The following is a 22,721-nucleotide window of genomic DNA, read 5'->3' as shown; positions in this document are numbered from 1 at the left end:
GTTACCCTTTTTCAATAGGTGCAAATTGCGCTAGTAATCGCTTAATACCAATAGGTTGTGGAAAGGCAATATCTAGCTCTGTACTATCACCCTCACCTTTTACACTAACAACCATACCTGTTCCCCATTTTTTATGGATTGCTTTGTCTCCAGCCTTCCAGCCAAATTGGTCTCCACCAGTTGTTTGTAAACGAGCTGTTGCAGGCTGTGTTTTCTGAATTGCTCCAAGTGAACGCTTTTGATAGCCACCTGCTGAACGATTGCTAGAGGCAAACGGAACTTCAGGCTTCGCACCACCCTTGGAAACCGATTGTGTAATATCCTCCGAAATTTCACCTAAGAAACGCGAGACATTGTTATAGCTAGAACGACCAAATATCGTACGACTTTGTGCACTCGTTAAATATAAACGTTCTTCTGCACGTGTTATACCTACGTACGCTAAACGACGTTCTTCCTCCATTTCATCCATATCATCAAGTGAACGAGAATGCGGGAAGATATTTTCCTCCATTCCAATGATAAAGACGATTGGGAATTCTAAGCCCTTTGCGGCATGCATTGTCATTAAAATAATATTGCCCTTCGATGCATCATCTTTATCAAGTGCATCTATATCTGCAATTAGCGCTAAATCTGTTAAAAAGGCAACTAAGCTCTTATCATCACTACGCTCCTCGAAAGCCTTTGTTACAGATAAAAATTCTTCAATGTTTTCTAAGCGGCTTTCTGCTTCAATCGTCTTTTCGTTTTGTAGCATTGCACGATAACCAGATTTGTCAATGACCTGCTCTACAATTTCTGTCACCGATAAATATTCTTGCATCTCTGTAAAACCTTTAATCATCGCATAAAATTGCTCAGCTGAATTAGCAGCCTTCCCTGTAAGCCCCATGAATACAAGATCATTCATGGCATCAAAAATTGAGCGCTCTTGATCAATCGCATAGCGCGCCATTTTTTCAAAGGAAGTTGCACCTATACTACGCTTTGGTTCATTAATAATACGAGCAAGTGATAAATCATCATCATTATTGGCAATAAGACGCAAGTAGGCAAGTAAATCCTTAATCTCTTTACGATCATAGAACTTAGTACCACCAACTATTTGATAAGCCATATTAGACTTAACAAGCACTTCCTCCATCACACGAGACTGCGCATTTGTACGATAGAGTATTGCAAAGTCATCAAATGAACGATTTTCTTTTTGAATATGTTGTTGGATTGTTTGTACAACGAATTGTGCTTCCTCTTGCTCGTTATACGCTTTGTACAATACGATTTTTTCACCCTCTGCATTTTCTGTACGCAGTTCTTTTGGATAACGTGTTGTATTATTTTGAATGACGTCATTTGCTGCTTGTAGGATGCGTTTTGTGGAGCGATAATTTTGCTCAAGCATAATGACCTTAGCACTTGGGTAATCCTTTTCGAATGAAAGAATATTGCCAATGTCCGCACCACGCCAACGATAAATCGATTGGTCTGAATCACCGACAACACAAATATTTTTAAATTTCTTGGCAAGCATCTGAACAAGTAAATATTGAGATTTATTCGTATCTTGATATTCGTCTACATGGATATATTGGAATTTATTTTGATAGTATTCAAGCACTTCTGGTACACGCTTGAATAATGTAATAGTCGTCATAATTAAATCATCAAAATCGAGTGATTGATTGCGGCGTAGTCTTTTTTCATACCCTTTATAAACTCGGGCGATTGTTTTTTCGTAAGGATTATTTTCATTGATTTGACCTGCATAATCGTCCGCAGCTATACATTCGTTTTTTGCCGAACTAATCGCATTTAAAATCGCACGAGGTTCAAAACGTTTCGTGTCAATATTTTCATCCTTCATAACATTTTTAACAACTGATAGCTGATCAGTGGAATCTAAAATTGAAAAGTTACGTGATATCCCTAGCTGATCAATATTGCGTCGTAAAATTCGCACACACATGGAGTGGAAAGTCGATACCCACATACTATCGCCAGTTCCATTACCGAGAATGCCATCTATACGCTCTCGCATTTCACGTGCAGCTTTATTTGTAAATGTGATAGCTAAAATCTTTGACGGATATATCTCTTTTTCGATGATTAGGTATGCAATACGATGTGTCAATACACGTGTTTTCCCTGATCCAGCACCCGCCATAATTAGAAGCGGTCCTTCAGTTGTTTTGACCGCATTTTCCTGCTCAGTGTTCATACCTGCTAATAAGTTTTTCGTTAACTGCTCCATTTCGCACCGCCTTACAAACGTTTATTTATCAATTATGCCTCGGCATAATTGCGTCCGGAATCGGCTTTGTGCTTTCACAAAGCACTCCTTTTCGATTCCGTGACATCCGCCGGAGGCTTTAACTTCTTTCAGCAACCTGCTGAAAAAGTTAAATTATATATTATTTTTTACAGCCTTAACAGTCGCAAGTGCAGCTTTTAAATCTTCGTAAATAATATTACCAACTACTACTGTATCTGCATATTTTGCCATCTCTGCTGCTTGCTTAGCAGATGTAATGCCGCCACCGTAAAACAGTCGTGTATTTTTCAGTTCATTTTTAACAGCACTTACAACTTCAATATCACCATAAGTACCGCTATACTCTACATAAAATACAGGTAATCTAAAGAAATTTTCAGCCATACGTGCGTAGGCAACAACATCATCAATGGATAGATCGGTTTTCGCCTTCGTTACTTCCGCTACTTTACAAGTCGGGTTTAAAATACAATAACCTTCAGCTACTAATTCATCCCATACCATAATATCTCCATATTCTTTAATTGCTTCATGGTGTAGATTTTTAATCCACTTTGGATCATCACTATTTAACACGGTTGGAATGAAATAATAGTCATAACCTGGTGTTACCGAATCAATATTAGAAATTTCAAGCGCTATCGGTACTTCAAAGCGTCTTACACGAACAAGCAAATCTAATACGCCATCTAAAGTTACATTGTCTGTTCCGCCAACTATAATAACATCTGTCCCTGATTCGCAAATTCTTTCTAGTGCCTCATCTGAAATATCCTTAGCTGGGTCAAGCTTGAACACATGTCTCCATTCTAAATAATCCATCTATTTTACCACCTATCATTTTCTATCTATTCGTTTACAAGTATAGCTTATGACTGTCTACAAAAAAATGAAAAAGACTGAGCAGAACCTCTACCCAGCCTCTTTACCTACTATTCTTTTGGTGCTTGAAATGGCTTTTCATCTGGATACAAACGACCTAACATTTCATCATATGTATCGTTCCCATAATCAAAGCAACGACGTACACGCGAAATAGTTGCTGTACTTGCACCTGTTTCCTTTTTAATGGATTCGTACGTTTTCTTTAAACGTAGTAAATGCGCAACCTCAAAGCGTTGTGCCAACGATTGAATTTCACTAATCGTACATAAATCATCAAAAAACTTATAACATTCTTCGATGTCTTTCAGCTCTAACACTGCTTTAAATAATTGATCTGTTTGATGCCCACGAATTTTTTCGATTTGCATGCAATCTTCCTCCCTTTAAGGCTGCGTTTTCACCATTGCTTTTAACCCTGGTGAAGTTGGTATGAAGTGAACCCAAGATTTCCCTGGTACTAGCTTCACAAGTTCCCCAGACTCTTCTACAGCCATTGGTATTCCATCAATATTAGCCCATTTGACTTCTCTCATATAGCCATTTTGAAATACATACGCATTTCCACCAGAAGTTAAATCAATTTCTTGGCGCCCCTCATTATCAATCGTCCGATGTTTCATTTCAAAAAATAGAACATTTGCAATAGATAATGTGTCACCTGTTAACATATCCTTTGTGTCAACGCCAGCCGATTGTCGTCCATAACGATTATTTTGATGATCATACAAATACGAATTATGGAAATACTCACTATTTCCGTAGGTAACGTCAACTCGACTTGTTTCAATGCCTATTTTACCACGTTCATCGGGTTCATAAAAAGCCTGACTTACTTTTTCACGGTAACTCATTGAAGCGCCTACTTTTTTCGCCCCATCTACTATATTTTCAGACGTAATATACGAGTTATGCGGAGCAACACGATCTTTCGAACGTTTAAAAAGTGTGCCATCATATTCCATGCCATTTATATTGTCGACTACATCATTAGTAAGCATCGATTTTGCCTCAGGGCTATAGCCATGTGCTACATAAAATGCATCAAAGCCTTTTGCAAGATCAATAAAATAAGATCGAGCACTTCGAACTGGCCCTACAGTTTCTGGAAGTTCACTTTGATACACTGCTAATAAACGCGTAACATCGCCTTCAGCTAGCATTTCATAAATAATATCCGCCGCTTCAATTCCTGATTGCGGACGTGCTTTCGGATGATTATTAATTGTAACCATAATTGGGCGTTGCGTAATTTCTTCCTTCACAGCTTCACCTGTTAATGGAGCAAACTTATCCCCCTGTTGAGCAGGATCTTCCATAACAGTTTCTTCATCAACCTTGTTCGTATCGTCTTCCTTTACTTCCGACGAATCTTTAGAACATCCTCCTATCAACAAAGTACTAAAAGCCATTGCGATAAATAGTTTCTTCGATTTGAACACAAGCATTACTCTCCTTTAATCAATTACACCTAACTGTAATTGTTGTGGCTATACCATAAGGAAGCTTCAACTAACGCATCACTGCTGGTAATAATAACTTATTCTTCATAACATCGAAAATCCCTTTTGGTGTTATCCGGATATATGGTAAATGTGTAGATTGTAAGAATAATAAAGAATAAATGGCGTCTCCTAAGTGGTAACCACGTTCCGCTAATGCTTGTTTTAAGACCTTCTCTTTTTCCGATAGTTCCTTAACATCTCCATCATGTAAAAGTCCACCAATCGTTAATGGAATAGCTGCAATTACTTCACCCTTTTCAGCAAGTACAATCCCACCACGCATTGCCTTCATTTCTTCAAAAGCTGTAATCATATCATCTTTATTTTTTCCGATTAGCAAAATATCGCCTGTATTCGAATATGATGAAGCAAAGCCTTGTACACTAGTAGCAAAACCTTTAATCATCGTGTTAACATGCCAATTGCCATCTCTATTAATAAGCATTAAATAACATTCATCATGATCTGCTAACTGCCCTTCTCTAGTAATTAATGAGTTATATGGTTTGGTAATAACATCATTTACTAACTCAATTCCAAACGGCATCGAAAATTGAAAATCATGAGACGTTAATGAAAAATCTAAGTCAAACGCAGGTAACGCTGAATAGTCAATTGCAGCAAGTCTTTGCACTTGCTCTCCATCGCGTTTTAACCAAACACCCTTCGATAGTACACTCTCAGGAACTGGGTGCCATTCATCTTGTAAAATATTTAAGGAAGCAAATCGACCAGTTGCGATAAAGCCATGTAAGCTGGTCATATTATAATAGCGTGCCACATTATAGGAAGCCATTTGATAAGCATCGATTGGTGCTACACCTGCATCTAAGGCTGCTTGAATACATTTATCCATCACGCCATCTTCATGGAAAGAAGGTGTTGAGCCATCTGTTGTCATCATTAAATGATCAAAAATAGGCAGCTCTTTTTCGACAATTCCTTTTAATAGATGTGGTAAGTCTGGACGTATTGAAGAATAACGCAGCGTTACAGCATATCCTTGCATAATACGTCGCTCCACTTCTTCAACTGTCATCGCTTCATGATCACCATCTGCACCAAGTAACTTCATACGTGCTAAAGTTCGTTCTGATGCGCCAGGGAAGTGCCCTTCTATTTTTTTTCCGTAGCCTTTAGCCATTTGCATGCGATAAAGCATTTGGTCATCTCCATGTAACAACCTTGGCCAGCCTGTTAATTCTCCACCAAGTAAAACATCATCTCGTTCTAACCATTCTAAAATGGACGTATTAGAAAAAATCTCTTCCTCCTGCTCCATCTCAGTTTGCGAATCAAAACGAGTCCACCAATAAAATGAAAACGGTAGTTTTTTCAAATCATCCAAAATTGAAAACGCTTTCTTATTTTCTAAAGATAAAACGAAGCTTAAATTATCTGAAATAAAAGTTGTAGTGCCTAGCTGTCCACAAAAGTCAGCAAAAGATTGTGGATGGTATAACTGGAACGGATGAACATGTGGCTCAATATATCCTGGCACAATTGTTTTATTCGTACAATCGACCACCTCTGCTCCCTCTGATAACGGAGGCATTCTATCACCAGCATAGACAATACGATTTCCTAAAATCCAAATGTTCCCTACTACCCATTGTTTGAGCATGCTATGTAAATAACGCGCATTTTTTAATACAATATCAGGTGCTTTTTTACCATCAATTACAGCTAATTGTTGGCGTAATTCTGTAATTTTCCATACTGGACCCATTCTATTCGCCCCTTCCTAAATTACGTAAAATTTCATCGTGTAAATCCTATTTGAAATCACATACTACTACTGCATAAACGCTTTCTTTCATAAATTTAGTGCTTTATGCAATCATCTTGTTTCAATCGTAACACAGCACTTTCATAAAGCAAAGTGCCCCCCGCTTTATTTTTTCCACAATGACTAAAGGAGGAAATATGATGATGCAGGAAACGAATTTAAGCGAAAAAAATGCCTTCTGTCGCTTTGCAATGGGTACAAGTTTAACGGCATTTGGTATCGCTAAGGTCTCAAGAAATCCTAACTGTACGGCAGGTCGATTGATGATTGCTTTTGGTGCCATGAAAATGGCTGAGGGTATCTTTAAGTATTGCCCGACTAAATCTTTACTGAGCTCAAGTATGGAGAGTGCTATGAACACCAGCAACAATAATAGCAACTCTTTTATGCAAAGTATGCTCAGTGGCCAAAATTCTATGTCATCTGAACAAATCGAAAAACTCATGAAGGATTTCTCCTCTGTTATAACTGGAAATATGTCAGGATCAAGCGCAACTGCGTCAAAGCAATCTGACTCCAGCACTTCCAATCAAACTTCCTCAGAAAGTAAAAGTTCCACAAATAATGCACAAAATCCTTCTTAGTCAAAGGAGCCGTCTCAACTATACAGTTGAGACGGCTTTCACCCTTGTAAATCATACGTTTGAAAACAATAAGAAGTTTCACAGTATGATTAAAATATTTAATTTAGGTTCGATATTAATCATTTTCATTAATTCAAAGGCTCTGATTTCCGCTACGGGCTACTCGCTTTCCTGCGGGCGAACGTCGAGCCGCTTCCTCCGCTATGCTCCGTGCAGGGTCTCGTCTGTCTCGCTTTCCCGCGGGAGTCGAGTAGCCTTACGCTACAATCAGTTAAAAATGGAAATATATTTGCCAAAATAGCAATAAAAAAATCCTTTTATCCCTCAATAATAAAACTTTGGGACGACATTTATTAAAACATTCGCGATGTAAATAAGTTGATCTTCGTTTCGAATGGGCGACTCCTTGGGGATCAGCGTCACAGATGAAACCCCGCAGCGAAGCGACAGCAACAACAAAGCGCCTAGTCGAAACGGAAATCAACCACACGCTATGATAGAAAGCAAAATGTGAAAAAATTATCCTTTTATCGGGCAATTATAAATCTCTATATTTCCCTACTCTATGCGCTTGATATTTATTTTATCATTAACTCAGTCACTACTTAAACGTACGCCAGCCTATATCTTTACGGAAGAAGAAATTGTCCCATTTTTCTGTTGCAATGCCTGCGTATACTTTTTCTTGTGCTTCCTTTAAAGTGGAGGCTTTTGCTCCAACTAATAAAACTCGGCCACCATTCCCTACAAACTTCTCATCTACAAGCTTTGTACCTGCGTGGAATACCGCATGTGAAGCTGATAGAGACTCTAAGTTTGGTAATGCATTGCCTTTTTCAACGTCCCCTGGATAACCTTCTGCGGCAATTACTACACCAAGCATTGCTTCTTCAGACCATTGCAAATCAAATGGCTTTTCATCCATTAATGCCATCATAAATTCGCCAAAGTCAGATGCCATACGTGGTAAAACTACTTGTGTTTCGGGATCTCCGAAGCGTGCATTAAACTCAATCACTTTTGGACCATTTTTCGTTAAAATCAATCCTGCATATAAAATTCCTGTGAACGATACACCATCTGCCTCCATACCTTTCACGGTCGGTTCGACAATTGTCTTATAAGCTTCATCCACTACGTCTTGTGAAATTTGAGGCACCGGGGAATAGGCGCCCATACCACCTGTGTTAGGTCCTTTATCGCCATCATAGGCACGTTTATGGTCTTGAGCAATGACCATTGGATATATGTGACCTTTATGGACAAACGACATAAAGGAGAATTCTTCCCCGTCCAGGAATTCTTCAATGACAACACGTGAAGAGGATTCACCAAAACGTTGGTTCCCAATCATATCCTCTACAGCTGCAATTGCTTCATCTTCAGTCATTGCTACAACTACACCTTTACCAGCTGCCAACCCATCCGCTTTGATCACAATCGGTGCACCTTGCTCTTTAATATAAGCGATAGCCTTTGCAGCCTCAGTAAACGTTTCATGGGCCGCTGTTGGGATATGATATTTATTCATAATATCTTTCGCGTATGATTTACTGCTTTCGATTTGGGCCGCTGCCTTTGTTGGACCAAATACTCGTAAACCGCGAGCAGTAAAGAAATCTACTATACCTTCAGCAAGTGGTTGCTCAGGTCCTACAAAGGTTAAATCTATTGCATTTTCTTTTGCAAATTGTGCAAGACCTGCAAAATCCATCGTATCTATTGCAACGATTTCTGCATCATTTCTCATGCCATCATTACCAGGTGTTACAAATACTTTATTCACAGATGGTGAAATACTAAATTGTTTGGCGATAGCATGCTCACGACCGCCGCTTCCAATGACTAATACTTTCATTTTAGGGAATCCTCCTATTTGTAAGTAAGACCGAGATGAAACAACATCTCGGTCTAGTTTTTAACGTGTTTTAATTAGTGTTTGAAATGACGTACGCCAGTGAATACCATTGCAATGCCGTATTCATTTGCTTTATCGATTGAATCCTGATCTTTTATAGAGCCACCTGGTTGAATAATTGCTGTAATTCCAGCCGCTGCAGCTGCTTCTACAGTATCGCTCATTGGGAAGAATGCATCTGATGCTAACGCTGCACCTTTTGCTTTTTCGCCAGCTTGCTCAAATGCGATTTTAGCTGCTCCAACACGGTTCATTTGGCCAGCGCCAACACCCAGTGTCATTTGAGAATCTGTAACGACGATAGCATTAGATTTAACATGCTTCACAACTGCCCAGCCTAGTTGTAATGCTTCCCATTCTTGTGCTGTCGGTTCACGGTCTGTGACAACTTTAATATCTGCATTAGAAAAGCCGTAGCGATCTGGTTCTTGTACGAGAAGGCCGCCTTCAACTGATACAACATTGAATTTGTCTTGTTTTGCTTGCCCGAAAGGAATTGTTAATAGACGAATATTTTTCTTCTTCGTTAAAATTTCAAGTGCTTCTTGGGAGAAAGCTGGTGCAATAATAATTTCTAAAAATATATGGCTTAATTTTTCAGCTGTTGCTGCATCCACTTCCATATTTAAAGCAATAATGCCACCAAAAATAGACGTTGAATCTGCTTCATATGCTTTATCAAACGCTTCTTCTAATGTTGCACCAGTTCCAACACCACAAGGATTCATGTGCTTTACAGCTACAGCAGCAGGCATTTCAAACTCTTTCACAATTTGCAATGCTGCATTCCCGTCCTGAATATTGTTGTAAGATAATTCTTTACCATGCAATTGCGTTGCATAAGCTAATGAAAAATCAGAACCTAGACGTTTTTGATAGAACGCTGCTTTTTGATGAGGATTTTCACCATAGCGTAAGTTTTGTTTTAATTCATATGTCATTGTTAAGTTCTCTGGGAACTCTTCTTCTGTTAAGTGGTTTGATATATATGAATCATAAGCAGCTGTGTGACGGAAAACTTTTGCAGCTAATTTACGACGTGTTTCAATAGTCGTTGCACCATTAGCTTTCAGTTCCTCTAATACGTTCGCATAGTCATTGCTATCCACAATTACTGTTACATATTGATGGTTTTTTGCTGCAGAACGTAACATTGTTGGACCACCGATATCGATATTTTCGATCGCATCATCCCATGTTACATTAGGCTTTGAAATTGTTTCAACGAACGGGTAAAGATTGACACAAACAATCTCAATTGGCTCAATTCCATGCTCATTCATTTGAGCTTGATGAGAAGCATCGTCAAATTTTCCTAATAGTCCACCGTGAATCATTGGATTTAAAGTTTTTACACGGCCATCTAAAATTTCAGGGAATTTAGTTACTTCATCTACTGCTGTTACGGCAACATGATTGTCTTGTAACATTTTTTTCGTACCACCAGTTGATAAAATTTCATAACCTAATGCTACTAGTTCTTTTGCAAATTCTAAAATACCATCTTTATTGGAAACACTGATTAATGCACGTTTTGTCACAACAATATCCTCCTAATTTTTAGGATCACCACCTAAACGTATGCTTGATTTCCGTTCCGGCTGGGCGCTTTCCTGGGGGCGTCCGATGAGCCGCTTCACTCGCGTTGCTCGCTCCAGGGTCTCGGGCCAACACGACGTTGGTCACGAAGGCGTTATCACAGGATGTGATGCTCTTAGCCTTCGTTCCCCTATCGCTAATCCCCAAGGAGTCGCCCAGCCTCCACTCCAATCAACTTACTTACATAGTAGACGTTTTAACAAAAGTCATCCACAACTTTTGGTGATGAACCAATTTTTATCGTGTTTGCCACGAAAATGTCTTGCTATTATTGATAGAGTAGAGTTAGGCTGTATTGTTCCAGAAACCTAACTCCTCACCACTGAATTACTTTAACAATTGCTGTAAAGCTTTTGTATATAGTACATGCTCTTCCCTATGAATTGCCGCTTCTGTTGCCTCACGGTCACCTTCAACGACTTGAACTGCCGCTTGTGCAATAATAGGCCCTGTATCCATACCTTCATCTACAAAATGGACTGTTACCCCAGTTATCTTGACTCCGTGTTCCATCGCTTGACCAATGGCATCTTTACCTGGGAAGGCCGGCAATAGTGAAGGATGAATATTCACAATGCGCTGAGGGTAGGCAGTTAGCAATACCTCACTAATTAAGCGCATATAACCTGCAAGCACAATCCATTCTACATGACGTTCGTGAAGAGCCTCGATAATAGCAGTTTCGTAATCTGCTTTTGATGAAAACTCTTTCGGACTTAAAGCAAGCACTGGAATACTATAGTTTTCAGCACGTGTCACTACATATGCGCTAGGCTTGTCTGTCACAACAAGTTCAATCTTTGCATGTAGTTCGCCACGTTCAATGGCATCTTGAATAGCTTGAAAGTTACTGCCGCTACCTGAAGCAAAAACGGCAATTTTAGTCGGTGCAGTCATTACACTAAACTCCCATCATGTGAGCCATTGAATACAACACCTTCGCCTTTCACAACGCGACCAATTTTGTATGCTTTTTCACCATTTGCCTCTACTGTTGCAAGCACTTTATCTACTTCAGCTGCAGGTACAGCTAACACAAAGCCAATGCCCATGTTAAAGACATTATATAAATCCTTGTCCTCTAACTGTCCTTTTTCTTTTAAAAACTCAAAAATGCGTAAGACTGGCCAAGAACCTAAGTCAATTTCAGTTGCTAAACCTTCTGGCATCATACGTGGTAGGTTTTCATAAAAGCCACCGCCCGTTACATGGGCACAGCCATGAACGTCTGCTGCTTTTAAAGCTGCAAGTACAGGTTTCGCATATAATTTTGTTGGCACTAACAAGGCTTCTCCTATAGGACCAAGATCCTCGTAGCCTTCCACAATCGAATCAACAGCGTACTGATTATCTGCAAAGACAATTTTTCGCACTAATGAGTAACCGTTTGAATGCACCCCACTTGAAGCAATACCAACAAGTACGTCACCCTCCACGATGTTCTCACCTGTTACGATAGCTGATTTTTCACAGGCGCCCACTGCAAAACCAGCTAAATCATACTCATCTTCTTCATAAAGACCTGGCATCTCTGCAGTTTCACCACCGATTAATGCCGCACCAGATTGCACACAGCCATCTGCAACGCCTTTTACAATTTGCTCAATTTTCGCTGGCTCTGCCTTGCCAAGGGCTACATAATCTAAAAAGTACAATGGTTCTGCACCTTGCGCTACGATATCATTGACACACATCGCTACACAGTCCACACCAATTGTGTCATGCTTGTCCACCATAAACGCTAGCTTTAGCTTTGTCCCAACACCATCTGTACCTGAAATAAGAACAGGTTCCTTAAGATTTAGTTCTGACAAGTCAAACATACCACCAAAACCACCGAACGTGCCCATCACACCTAGACGGTTTGTACGTTCAACGTGAGACTTCATTCGTTTTACGGCTTCGTAGCCTGCTTCAATATTTACACCTGCTTGTTCATATGCTTTTGACACGCAGAGTTCCTCCTTATCATCCAAATCTAGATCTGTCATCATTGCTAGATGTATTTAGATGTTTTTCTTAACGTAATAGTTCTTTTTCATGCGGTAAGATTGTATCTGGGAAAATTTCTGTTGGATATTTACCTGTAAAGCATGCTAGGCATAATCCTCGGTTTTCATCTTCATAAGGTCTTGCAATCGTCTCCACCATGCCCTCAACGGAAAGAAATGTTAGTGAATCAGCTCCGATAGTTTCACGGATTTCATCTACATTGTGGCTAGAAGCAATCAATTCTTCATGTGTTGAAGTATCGATGCCATAATAGCAAGGATCCGTCATCGGTGGCGAAGAAATCACAACATGAACTTCTGCTGCCCCTGCATCTTTTAACATTTTTACAATACGTCGTGAAGTTGTACCACGAACAATCGAATCGTCCACCATCACTACTCGTTTACCTTTTACGACTTGAACAACTGGAGAAAGCTTCATTTTCACACCGCGTTCACGTAATTCCTGTGTCGGTTGGATAAATGTACGGCCTACATAACGATTTTTAATAAGACCTAGTTCATATGGAATTCCGCTTTCCTCTGCAAAGCCGATTGCTGCTGAAATACTTGAGTCAGGGACACCTGTAACAACATCAGCTTCAATATGTGCACATTCACGAGCAAGCTGTTTTCCCATACGTTTACGCGCCATGTGGACGTTAATACCATCAATATCAGAATCAGGACGTGCTAAATATACGTACTCCATCGCGCACATTGCACGTTTATCCATCTCTACAAAACGATCAGATTTTACACCTTCATCGTTAATAATTAATAACTCACCAGGTTCAACAGAACGAACAAATTCTGCACCTATTAAATCAAATGCACAAGTTTCAGAGGCCACAACCCAACCATCTCCTAGCTTTCCAAGAGATAATGGACGTAAACCATGTGGATCACGTGCGACAAGCATTTCATCTTTAGTCATAATTAAGAACGAGTAAGCACCCTTTAATAATGAAAGGGCATTTTTCACCTTTGCACGGAATGGTGAAAGCGAGCTTTTCTTAATAAGATGCCCAAGCACTTCAGTATCAGAGCTAGAATGGAAAATACTACCTTGACGCTCTAAATACTGTTTTAAGTGCGCTGCATTGACTAAATTACCGTTATGAGCAATTGAAAGGCTACCAGTTGACGAGTGGAATAATAACGGCTGTACATTTTCAATACCGCCACCTCCAGCAGTCGTATAACGGACATGGGCAATTGCTGCTTTGCCGTCCACTGCCTTTAATTTGTCTTCGTTGAAAACATCATTAACTAGTCCTTCGCCTTTCACCGCGCGAAGATGCTGACCGTCAGAAACGACGATTCCAGCGCCTTCTTGGCCACGGTGTTGAAGAGCATGAAGCCCGTAATAACTAAGGTGTGCTGGATTTGGGTTACCCCAAATACCAAACACCCCACATTCTTCGTTTAAGCCTCTGAGTTCAGCAAGCATGGGATTGCTCCTTTCCAATTAGAACGGAATTCCTCCACTGTACCTTCTACAAGCACACCGTTGTCACCGTTGATTTTAACAAGCGCATCGTTTGTTACGACACCAATTTTCTTTGCGTCTTTTACAATTTCTACAAATGCAGATGCATTTTCTTCTTTCACTGTTACAACGAAACGAGATTGTGTTTCACTGAATAATGCTGTTGTAGCAGAGCCTGTTAATGTCACATCAAGACCTAAGTCATTAGCGCCAAATGTTGTTTCAGCTAGCGCCACTGCAAGACCACCTTCTGCTACATCATGTGCAGATTGTACGATTCCTGCTTTAATTGCTTTAAGTAATGCTTGTTGACGGGCAGCTTCGATCTGTAGGTCAATCGCTGGTGCTTTCCCTGAAATAACCCCATTATTGAATAATTTTTGAAGTTCCGAACCACCGAATTCAGTTTTTGTATCGCCGACCACAAATACTACATCACCAGCAGCTTTTACTTCTTGAGTTGTTACATGTGCTAAATCTTCAATTAGTCCAACCATACCGATTGTTGGTGTTGGGTAAACCGCTTCACCAGAACGTTCGTTATAAAGAGACACGTTACCACCGATTACTGGTGAATTCAGTGCTGTACAAGCCGCTGAAATACCATCAGCTGATTTTTCAATTTGCCAGAAGATTTCTGGTTTCTCAGGATTGCCGAAGTTCAAGCAGTCAGTAATCGCTAATGGTGTACCACCAGTTGCTACGATATTACGAGCTGCCTCAGCTACTGCAATGGCACCGCCTACTTCTGGATCTAGGAAAATATAACGAGAGTTACAGTCTGTAGTCATTGCTAATCCTTTGTTCGTACCGCGCACACGGATAACGGCTGCATCAGAACCTGGCGCAACGACTGTTGATGTACGAACTTGATAATCATATTGATCGTAAACCCATTCTTTTGAAGCAACTGTTGGCGCTTTTAAAAGTGCATTTAATGTTTCTTTGTAATCTGTTACCGCTGGTTCTGTGTTTTCCATCGCCTGGAACTCTGCATAGTAAGCAGGCTCTGCAGATGGCTTATGATAAACTGGTGCATCTTCTGCCAGTGCATCAGCAGGTACTTCCGCTACAACTTCACCGTTATGTAAAAGGCGAAGCATTTTATCATCAGTCACTCGACCAATTGCCACAGCATCTAAATCATATTTATCGAAAATCGCTTTAATTTCATCTTCGCGACCTTTTTTCACAACAAGTAGCATACGCTCCTGAGATTCAGATAACATCATTTCATATGCTGTCATACCTGTTTCACGTTGAGGTACTAAGTCTAAGTTCATTTCTACACCAGAACCAGCCTTAGAAGCCATTTCTGCTGATGAAGAAGTAAGACCAGCAGCACCCATGTCTTGAATACCTACTAGAGCGTCAGATTTTACAACTTCTAAACATGCTTCAAGTAAAAGTTTCTCCATAAATGGATCTCCTACTTGTACTGCAGGACGTTGGTTCTCAGATTCTTCAGTTAACTCCTCAGAGGCAAATGTTGCACCATGGATACCGTCACGACCTGTTTTAGCACCAACATACATGACTGTATTCCCTACACCAGCTGCGATTCCACGTTGAATATCTTTGTGGTCAATTAAACCTACACACATTGCATTAACTAATGGATTACCTTCATAGCAAGGATCGAATTGAATCTCGCCACCTACTGTAGGAATTCCGATACAGTTACCATAGCCTGCGATACCAGCAACAACTTCTTCAAATAAATATTTACCACGTGCTGACTTTAATTCGCCAAATCGTAGTGAGTTCAGCATTGCAATTGGACGCGCACCCATTGAGAAAACGTCACGGATAATACCACCAACACCTGTGGCAGCACCTTGATAAGGCTCAATTGCTGAAGGATGGTTATGCGATTCCATTTTAAATACAACTGCTTGTTCATCACCAATGTCTACGATACCAGCACCTTCACCTGGACCTTGTAAAACTTGTGGACCCTTCGTAGGGAATTTACGTAACACTGGTTTTGAATTTTTGTATGAGCAGTGCTCAGACCACATTACTGAGAAAAGACCTGTCTCTGTCCAGTTTGGTAGACGTCCTAAAATACCTTCTACCATTGCAAATTCTTCGTCTGACATTCCCATACCAGCGTATAGCTTTTGATCTTTAATTTGCTGTGCTGTTGGCTCAAACTTAGTTGTTGACATGATTTTCCCTCCACTGCTTCACAATTGATTTAAATACTGCTAGACCGTCTGCTCCGCCCACCAGTGCATCAACAGCTCGCTCTGGGTGAGGCATCATACCTAGTACATTGCCGCGCTCGTTTATAATCCCCGCGATATCTTCTAAAGAACCGTTTGGATTTTCGCCTGAGTATGTAAACACGATTTGATTGTTATCTTTTAATGCTTGTAAAGTTTCCTCGTCACAGTAGTAGTTACCTTCACCATGTGCAATTGGAATATTGATTACTTGACCTTGCTCATATTGGTTTGTGAATAATGTATTATTGTTTTCAACTTTAAGCTGGATTGTGCGGCACATGAATTTCAAATTTTTGTTTCGAAGTAATGCACCTGGTAATAAACCTGCTTCAGTTAGGATTTGGAATCCATTACATACTCCTAATACCGGCTTCCCAGCATCAGCTGCCTTTTTGACCTCTGCCATAATATTAGATTGATTGGCCATCGCACCACAGCGAAGGTAATCTCCGTATGAGAAGCCTCCCGGTACTAAAATACCATCAAAGCCACTTAAATCTGTTGCTGTATGCCATACATATTCTACTTCTTCACCTAGCTCGTCTTTAATCGCATGATACATATCGATATCACAGTTTGACCCAGGGAACACGAGTACTGCGAATTTCATGATTAGTTAGCCTCCTCGACTTCGTAACGGTAGTCTTCGATTACAACGTTAGTTAAAACCTTTTCACACATTTCTTTTACTAGAGTATCAATATCACGTTCTGTATCTTTAATTGCTAGTTCAAGATATTTACCAATACGTAAATCTTCTACTTCAGCGTAACCCATTTTCACTAAAGAACCTTGTACAGCTGAACCTTGTGGATCAAGAATGCTCTCACGTAATGTTACGTAAATTTTAACTTTTTTCATTGTTATTTGCCTCCGAGTCTAGAAAGTATAATAGTATAAACTTCAGTTAAATTACCAAGGTCTCTACGAAAGACATCTTTGTCTAACTTTTGCTTTGTAGTTGCATCCCAAAGTCTGCATGTATCTGGTGATATTTCATCTGCCAACAGTACATTTCCATCATTGTCACGTCCAAACTCTAATTTAAAGTCAATTAGTGTAACGTTGACATCTGCAAATATAGGTTGCATAACTTCGTTAACTACAATTGCTCCATCATAAATGGCTGTCACTTCCTCAGGTGTTGCAAGATCAAGTACGTCAATATGCTCCGTCGTAATGAGCGGATCGCCTAGTTCATCGTCTTTATAATAAAACTCAACGATTGGGCGTTTTAATGGTGTACCTTCCTCCAAACCGAGACGTTTCGCTAAGCTACCTGCTGCTTTATTACGAACTACGACCTCTATAGGAATAATATCTACCTTTTTTACAAGCTGCTGCGTATCAGATAATTGTTTCACGAAATGTGACGCAATTCCGTTAGCTTGCAATTTTTCGAAAATTAGAGAGGTAATGCGATTATTTAATACGCCTTTACCTTCAATTTCTTCTTTTTTCTCACCATTAAATGCTGTTGCACTATTCTTGTATTCAACGAGTAACACATCTGGCTCCTCTGTTGTATACAATTTTTTTGCTTTACCTTCATACAAAAGTTGACCTGTAGTCATTTCGTTACTCCCCCTGATATTATGAAATACACGCGTATTGTTCAGAATTGAATCGTATACGATTCAATTCTGTAACATCCGCTAGTGGCTCTACTCAATCAATGTTAGTTAAGTCCAAGACGCTCAAAAATCATATCTACATGCTGTAAATGGTAGTTGTAGTCGAAGCACTCATCAAGCTCTTCTTTCGTTAAATACGATGTGATTTTTTCACTTGCATCGACTAACGTACGGAACTGAACTTGCTCATCCCACGCCTGCATCGCTAAAGGTTGTACTGTATCATACGCTTCCTCACGCACTAACCCTTTATCGATAAGTGCTAATAAGATGCGTTGAGAGTAAATTAGACCAAAAGTGCGACCCATATTACGTTTCATGTTTTCAGGGAATACTGTTAAGTTTTTCACAATGTTACCGAAGCGATTTAACATATAGTTAAGTGTAATTGTTGCATCCGGTAAAATAACACGCTCTGCAGATGAATGTGAAATATCACGCTCATGCCATAATGCTACGTTTTCATAAGCCGTTAGCATATAGCCACGCATTAAACGTGACATACCAACCATGTTTTCAGACCCGATTGGATTTCGTTTATGAGGCATCGCTGACGAACCTTTTTGCCCTTTTGCAAATCCTTCCTCAACTTCACGTGTTTCAGATTTTTGCAAGCCTCGAATCTCTGTTGCAAATTTCTCTATTGATGTTGCGATTAATGCCAACGCCCCAAAATACTGTGCATGGCGATCACGTTGTAATGTTTGTGTTGAAATAGGTGATGCTGTAAGTCCTAATTTAGCGCATACATATTGCTCAACTCGAGGATCGATATTGGCATATGTTCCAACTGCACCAGACATTTTTCCTGTTTCAATTACTTTTGCTGCTGCTTCAAAGCGCTCTAAGTTACGCTTCATTTCTTCATACCATAAAGCTAATTTTAAGCCGAAAGTTGTTGGCTCAGCATGAACACCGTGTGTACGTCCCATCATGACCGTATGCTTATACTCTTTCGCTTTCGCTGCTATAATGTCAATGAAATTCATGATGTCTTTACGTAGAATATCATTTGCTTGTTTAATTAAAAAAGAAAGGGCTGTATCGACTACGTCCGTTGAAGTTAAACCATAGTGCACCCATTTTCGCTCATCACCAAGTGTTTCAGATACGGCACGAGTGAATGCTACAACATCATGACGTGTTTCTTTTTCAATCTCTAAAATACGATCCACATCGAATGAAGCATTTTCACGGATTTTAGCTACATCTTCTTTTGGAATGTCGCCTAATTCTGCCCAAGCCTCACATGCTAAAATTTCAACCTCTAGCCAAGCTTGATATTTATTTTGTTCTGTCCAAATTGCGCCCATTTCGGGTCTTGTGTAACGTTCGATCATTGCGTTTCTCCTTCTATTCTGGCCAAATACCAGAACTCTCGATTTGTTGTAGTGTTTCTTCTAAGTTTTTCGTCATAATCGTTACGTGGCCCATCTTACGGTTCACCTTAGCTTCAGCTTTCCCATAAAGATGTATAGACCATTCAGGATATTTAGCAATTGAGTTACTAAGTGGCATGACATGTTGCCCTAAAACATTTATCATAATTGATGGTGCCCAAAGTTGTGGTTTACGCAATGGCCAACCACAAATAGCGCGTATATGCTGATGGAACTGTGAAACATTACATGCTTCTATTGAATAGTGACCTGAATTATGAGGTCTTGGTGCTAATTCATTAATAACAATTCCACCATCTTCTAATACAAACATTTCTACTGCTAATGTGCCCACTAAATTTAAGTAATCAGCTATTTTCAAAGCTTCGCGCTCTGCAGCCTTTGCTGTTTTCTCTTTTATACGAGCTGGCACGATCGTTTCATGTAAAATATGATGAACATGAATATTTTCTCCAACTGGCTGACAATATGATTCACCATTACCGTTTCTTTGAACAATGACAGACACCTCTTTAACGAAAGGTACAAATCCCTCAACAATACATTGTGAATGAGAGAAAAGCCCATTTGCTAACGATAGGTCTTCTGCAGATTTTAAAAGCTGCTGTCCCTTGCCATCGTAACCACCTCTTGCTGTTTTGACTATACAAGGATAACTAATCATATCGATATTGGCTAGTAATTCTTCATATGTATTTACAACCAAATAAGGGGCTACCGGACAACCTGCGTTCATAATCGCTTCTTTTTCAGTCACACGGTTCTGTGTAATGCGTACTAGCTCTGCTCCTTGTGGTACGTAAGCCATGTGTGTTAAACGTTTTAAGCCATCATAATCGATGTTTTCAAACTCATACGTTATAACGTCACTTACCTCAGCAAGTTCTTCTAAAGCTGCCTCATCATCATATGGTGCTACAATACGAACATCCGCAACCTGTCCACATGGTGAATCCATTAATGGTTCAAGAACAGCAACTTTAAAGCCGGCCTCTTTTGCAGCAAGTGCCATCATACGACCAAGTTGCCCTCCTCCGATAATGCCTATCGTCTGCCCTGGATAAATTATCTTTGTCACACTAAGTCACCTGTGCTTTCCAGTACTTGTTGCTTCGTGGCTTCACGTCTAGCATCTAGTTTATTAGCAAGCTGTGCATCTGTTGTCGATAAAATTTGTGCTGCAAGCAAGCCTGCATTCGTCGCTCCTGCTTTGCCAATCGCTACTGTTGCTACAGGTACACCTCCAGGCATTTGAACGATTGATAATAGTGAATCAAGACCGTTAAGAGCACGAGATTGCACAGGTACTCCGATTACCGGTAACGTTGTTTTAGCTGCTACCATTCCTGGTAAATGTGCAGCTCCACCTGCACCAGCGATAATTACTTGAATTCCTCGCTCACGTGCTGATTCTGCATACTCAAACATTAAGTCAGGAGTACGATGTGCAGACACTACCTTTTTCTCGTATGGTACTTGTAATTCATCTAAAATATCACATGCATGTTTCATTGTTTCCCAGTCACTTGAACTCCCCATAATGACACCGATTTTCGGATTCATGATTGTCGCTCCTTTTTAACGTTAGAAAAATGATCAAATATATTAAAGCTACTACAATTCTTTACTTAATCAATTAGGCCTCTGCATAATTGCGTCCGAAATCGGTTTTGTGCTAGCACAAAGAACTCCTTTCCGATTTCCGTGACATCCGCCGGAGGCTTTAACTTATATCAGTGGATGTTACACCCTCTGATCTAAATTAAACAAAGAAAATCCTCAAATAAACTACTCCCTACCATACACGTGAAAGCAGCTTACTTGAGGACTTATTATGAAAAGAATATGCGAATGTACATTTCTGTACACACACCCTTCCGTAACATGCCAAAAGTGCTTTCCCGCATAGTCCGGCATTTACGGTGCCGGGTAGAGACACTAGAGCCAATCCTCTAGCATATATGTGGGATTTATTTGTTTTTCCTTCTCACATTTTAACAAGTCATTCCACTATCGTCAATGCAAAAATGCGAACATTTTATTTTAGGTATTTATAAACGTTCGGATTTTAGTCAAAATCACTCGGATTCTTGGCAGTTCATCGCTTTAAATTGTATTTTTTGACGCAAATACGTTGGTTCTCCATTGACTAAGTGAAAAATAGGTTCTTCTTTTCTTCCCACTGCCATATAGCCATCTTGACGCATTCTTTCCAAACAATCTTCAATTGACTCATTTTCTTCTACTTCATACCAAATTTGCTTTTTTCCCAAATCTTTCTTCCTTTCGATCTTGTATCCAATAATTTTTTCCTCTTATGAGTTTCATTATACCTTTAGTTTGACCCATTAGTATGTTTGATTTGTTAATAAAATGCTCTTCACCCTAACGTTAGGTTGATTTCCATTCTGACTGGGCACTTTCCTGAGGGTGTCCGATAAACCGCTTGCGCCAGTAGTTGTGAGAAAGAGAAGCCTCAGCAACGACGCGATGTTGGTCACAAAGGCGTTCTCACAGGATGTGATAGGTTTAACCTTCATTCCCTTTCTGGCTCTCTACAGGGACTCGTCTGTGACGCTATTTCGCAAGGAGCCGAACACCTTCACTTCAACTATTTGGTAATGGTCTACGTTAAATAAATGCCATTCTTAACTTTTGGTAATCTGTGCTTTACAGTTACAATTTTAAAAAAAATTAAAAGAACTGCAGAGACAATATCTGCAGTTCTTTATTAAGGTGTTGAAACCCCATTACGTATACACCTAAGAAAAGGAACAATAAAAAATATTAAGCACAATAAGAACTCGACGAAAATCAGCTTTAATGCCAAAAATCGCACTAATTATTCCTAGTCCTCCTAGATATATATTATAGATACAAACAATTTTCAACTACATAATTTGCTAGTAAAACTTGCCCTATTTCATTCTTTGAGCAATAAGTGATGGATATATTTTATATATTGAGGCGATGCACACTGTGAGGCTTCCGTTTGAAACGTTCTGGCGACCGACTACGCATATTTTCAAGCATCTCAGCAAGTTGTACGACGTTCTATCCACCTATTCGTTAGATTCCTATCTGTAGCCTTTGTTTCTATAGACAGAATGAGTAGCTTCCTCCATAAACACTACACAGACAGTCTGCTATGCCAGTTTTCTCGGCAGGAGTGTCGCTCCATTATAGTCATTTCTCGACGTATAGTATACAACCTATTTTTTCATTATGTGAATTTTAACTTTTAATAATTTTATCTTTTTATAAAACAAAAAAGCCGAGGAATATATCCTCGACTTTTTAAGGTGCCTAGCGACGTCCTACTCTCACAGGGGGAAGCCCCCAACTACCATCGGCGCTAAAGAGCTTAACTTCCGTGTTCGGTATGGGAACGGGTGTGACCTCTTTGCCATCATCACTAGAC

The 22,721-nt window shown here is 39.8% G+C and carries 19 protein-coding genes, 1 rRNA gene and 1 riboswitch; of the genes, 1 reads left to right on the top strand and 19 read right to left on the bottom strand.

What is annotated here, in order from left to right; genetic code table 11:
• Position 1 precedes the first annotated feature (1 nt).
• The 5 genes from pcrA to AC3WSK_RS18220 all read right to left on the bottom strand — a co-directional run bounded on the left by pcrA (position 2) and on the right by AC3WSK_RS18220 (position 6,391).
• Positions 2–2,254, bottom strand: a complete 2,253-nt coding sequence (pcrA, locus tag AC3WSK_RS18240) for a DNA helicase PcrA (RefSeq protein ID WP_079562661.1) — start codon at positions 2,252–2,254, stop codon at positions 2–4.
• Between the two features lie 153 nt (positions 2,255–2,407).
• The gene (pcrB, locus tag AC3WSK_RS18235) at positions 2,408–3,097 is read right to left on the bottom strand and encodes a heptaprenylglyceryl phosphate synthase (protein ID WP_079562660.1); all 690 of its coding nucleotides are present in this window, start codon (positions 3,095–3,097) and stop codon (positions 2,408–2,410) included.
• A 110-nt stretch (positions 3,098–3,207) separates the two neighbouring features.
• On the bottom strand, positions 3,208–3,528 hold the full coding sequence (locus tag AC3WSK_RS18230; protein ID WP_004225717.1) for a YerC/YecD family TrpR-related protein: 321 nt from the start codon (positions 3,526–3,528) through the stop codon (positions 3,208–3,210).
• 15 nt (positions 3,529–3,543) lie between these two features.
• Positions 3,544–4,599 carry a DUF3048 domain-containing protein gene (locus AC3WSK_RS18225; protein ID WP_492414299.1) on the bottom strand — a complete coding sequence of 352 codons (1,056 nt, stop codon included), beginning with the start codon at positions 4,597–4,599 and terminating at the stop codon, positions 3,544–3,546.
• Positions 4,600–4,669: 70 nt separating this feature from the next.
• On the bottom strand, positions 4,670–6,391 hold the full coding sequence (locus AC3WSK_RS18220) for an adenine deaminase C-terminal domain-containing protein (protein ID WP_079562658.1): 1,722 nt from the start codon (positions 6,389–6,391) through the stop codon (positions 4,670–4,672).
• A 197-nt stretch (positions 6,392–6,588) separates the two neighbouring features.
• Here AC3WSK_RS18220 and AC3WSK_RS18215 point away from each other — a divergent pair, with 197 nt between their 5' ends.
• A complete protein-coding gene (locus AC3WSK_RS18215) occupies positions 6,589–7,035 on the top strand; it encodes a hypothetical protein (protein WP_492414300.1) in 447 nt (148 codons plus the stop codon).
• Positions 7,036–7,636: 601 nt separating this feature from the next.
• Here AC3WSK_RS18215 and purD read toward each other — a convergent pair.
• From purD to rrf, 14 genes are all read right to left on the bottom strand, one after another.
• Positions 7,637–8,893, bottom strand: a complete 1,257-nt coding sequence (purD, locus tag AC3WSK_RS18210; protein WP_079562656.1) for a phosphoribosylamine--glycine ligase — start codon at positions 8,891–8,893, stop codon at positions 7,637–7,639.
• Between the two features lie 74 nt (positions 8,894–8,967).
• Positions 8,968–10,494, bottom strand: coding sequence for a bifunctional phosphoribosylaminoimidazolecarboxamide formyltransferase/IMP cyclohydrolase (gene purH, locus AC3WSK_RS18205; RefSeq protein WP_079562655.1), 1,527 nt, complete (start codon positions 10,492–10,494; stop codon positions 8,968–8,970).
• A gap of 385 nt (positions 10,495–10,879) precedes the next feature.
• On the bottom strand, positions 10,880–11,449 hold the full coding sequence (gene purN, locus AC3WSK_RS18200; protein WP_079562653.1) for a phosphoribosylglycinamide formyltransferase: 570 nt from the start codon (positions 11,447–11,449) through the stop codon (positions 10,880–10,882).
• On the bottom strand, positions 11,449–12,504 hold the full coding sequence (purM, locus tag AC3WSK_RS18195; RefSeq protein WP_079562652.1) for a phosphoribosylformylglycinamidine cyclo-ligase: 1,056 nt from the start codon (positions 12,502–12,504) through the stop codon (positions 11,449–11,451). The genes purN and purM overlap by 1 nt, the downstream gene beginning before the upstream one ends.
• 67 nt (positions 12,505–12,571) lie before the next feature.
• Positions 12,572–13,996, bottom strand: a complete 1,425-nt coding sequence (purF, locus tag AC3WSK_RS18190; RefSeq protein ID WP_427484221.1) for an amidophosphoribosyltransferase — start codon at positions 13,994–13,996, stop codon at positions 12,572–12,574.
• Entirely contained in the window at positions 13,972–16,206 is a 2,235-nt protein-coding gene (purL, locus tag AC3WSK_RS18185; protein WP_079562650.1) for a phosphoribosylformylglycinamidine synthase subunit PurL, read from the bottom strand. Before purL ends, purF begins: the two co-directional genes overlap by 25 nt.
• Entirely contained in the window at positions 16,193–16,876 is a 684-nt protein-coding gene (gene purQ / locus AC3WSK_RS18180) for a phosphoribosylformylglycinamidine synthase subunit PurQ (protein WP_079562649.1), read from the bottom strand. The genes purL and purQ overlap by 14 nt, the downstream gene beginning before the upstream one ends.
• A gap of 2 nt (positions 16,877–16,878) precedes the next feature.
• Positions 16,879–17,127, bottom strand: a complete 249-nt coding sequence (gene purS, locus AC3WSK_RS18175) for a phosphoribosylformylglycinamidine synthase subunit PurS (RefSeq protein WP_079562648.1) — start codon at positions 17,125–17,127, stop codon at positions 16,879–16,881.
• Between the two features lie 2 nt (positions 17,128–17,129).
• Positions 17,130–17,840, bottom strand: coding sequence for a phosphoribosylaminoimidazolesuccinocarboxamide synthase (gene purC / locus AC3WSK_RS18170; protein WP_492414301.1), 711 nt, complete (start codon positions 17,838–17,840; stop codon positions 17,130–17,132).
• 104 nt (positions 17,841–17,944) lie between these two features.
• Complete coding sequence (purB, locus tag AC3WSK_RS18165) at positions 17,945–19,240, bottom strand: adenylosuccinate lyase (protein ID WP_079562646.1); 1,296 nt, start codon at positions 19,238–19,240, stop codon at positions 17,945–17,947.
• 13 nt (positions 19,241–19,253) lie between these two features.
• Entirely contained in the window at positions 19,254–20,378 is a 1,125-nt protein-coding gene (gene purK, locus AC3WSK_RS18160) for a 5-(carboxyamino)imidazole ribonucleotide synthase (protein ID WP_492414302.1), read from the bottom strand.
• Entirely contained in the window at positions 20,375–20,863 is a 489-nt protein-coding gene (gene purE, locus AC3WSK_RS18155) for a 5-(carboxyamino)imidazole ribonucleotide mutase (RefSeq protein WP_079562644.1), read from the bottom strand. The genes purK and purE overlap by 4 nt, the downstream gene beginning before the upstream one ends.
• 323 nt (positions 20,864–21,186) lie before the next feature.
• A riboswitch (purine riboswitch) is annotated at positions 21,187–21,285 on the bottom strand.
• Between the two features lie 93 nt (positions 21,286–21,378).
• On the bottom strand, positions 21,379–21,573 hold the full coding sequence (locus tag AC3WSK_RS18150) for an NETI motif-containing protein (protein WP_079562643.1): 195 nt from the start codon (positions 21,571–21,573) through the stop codon (positions 21,379–21,381).
• 1,031 nt (positions 21,574–22,604) lie between these two features.
• Positions 22,605–22,720, bottom strand: a 5S ribosomal RNA gene (rrf, locus tag AC3WSK_RS18145).
• Position 22,721: the final 1 nt, after the last annotated feature.

This window comes from Lysinibacillus sp. EB271-A1-10B (assembly GCF_058791335.1).
This window is presented reverse-complemented; position numbering and strand designations above follow the sequence as displayed.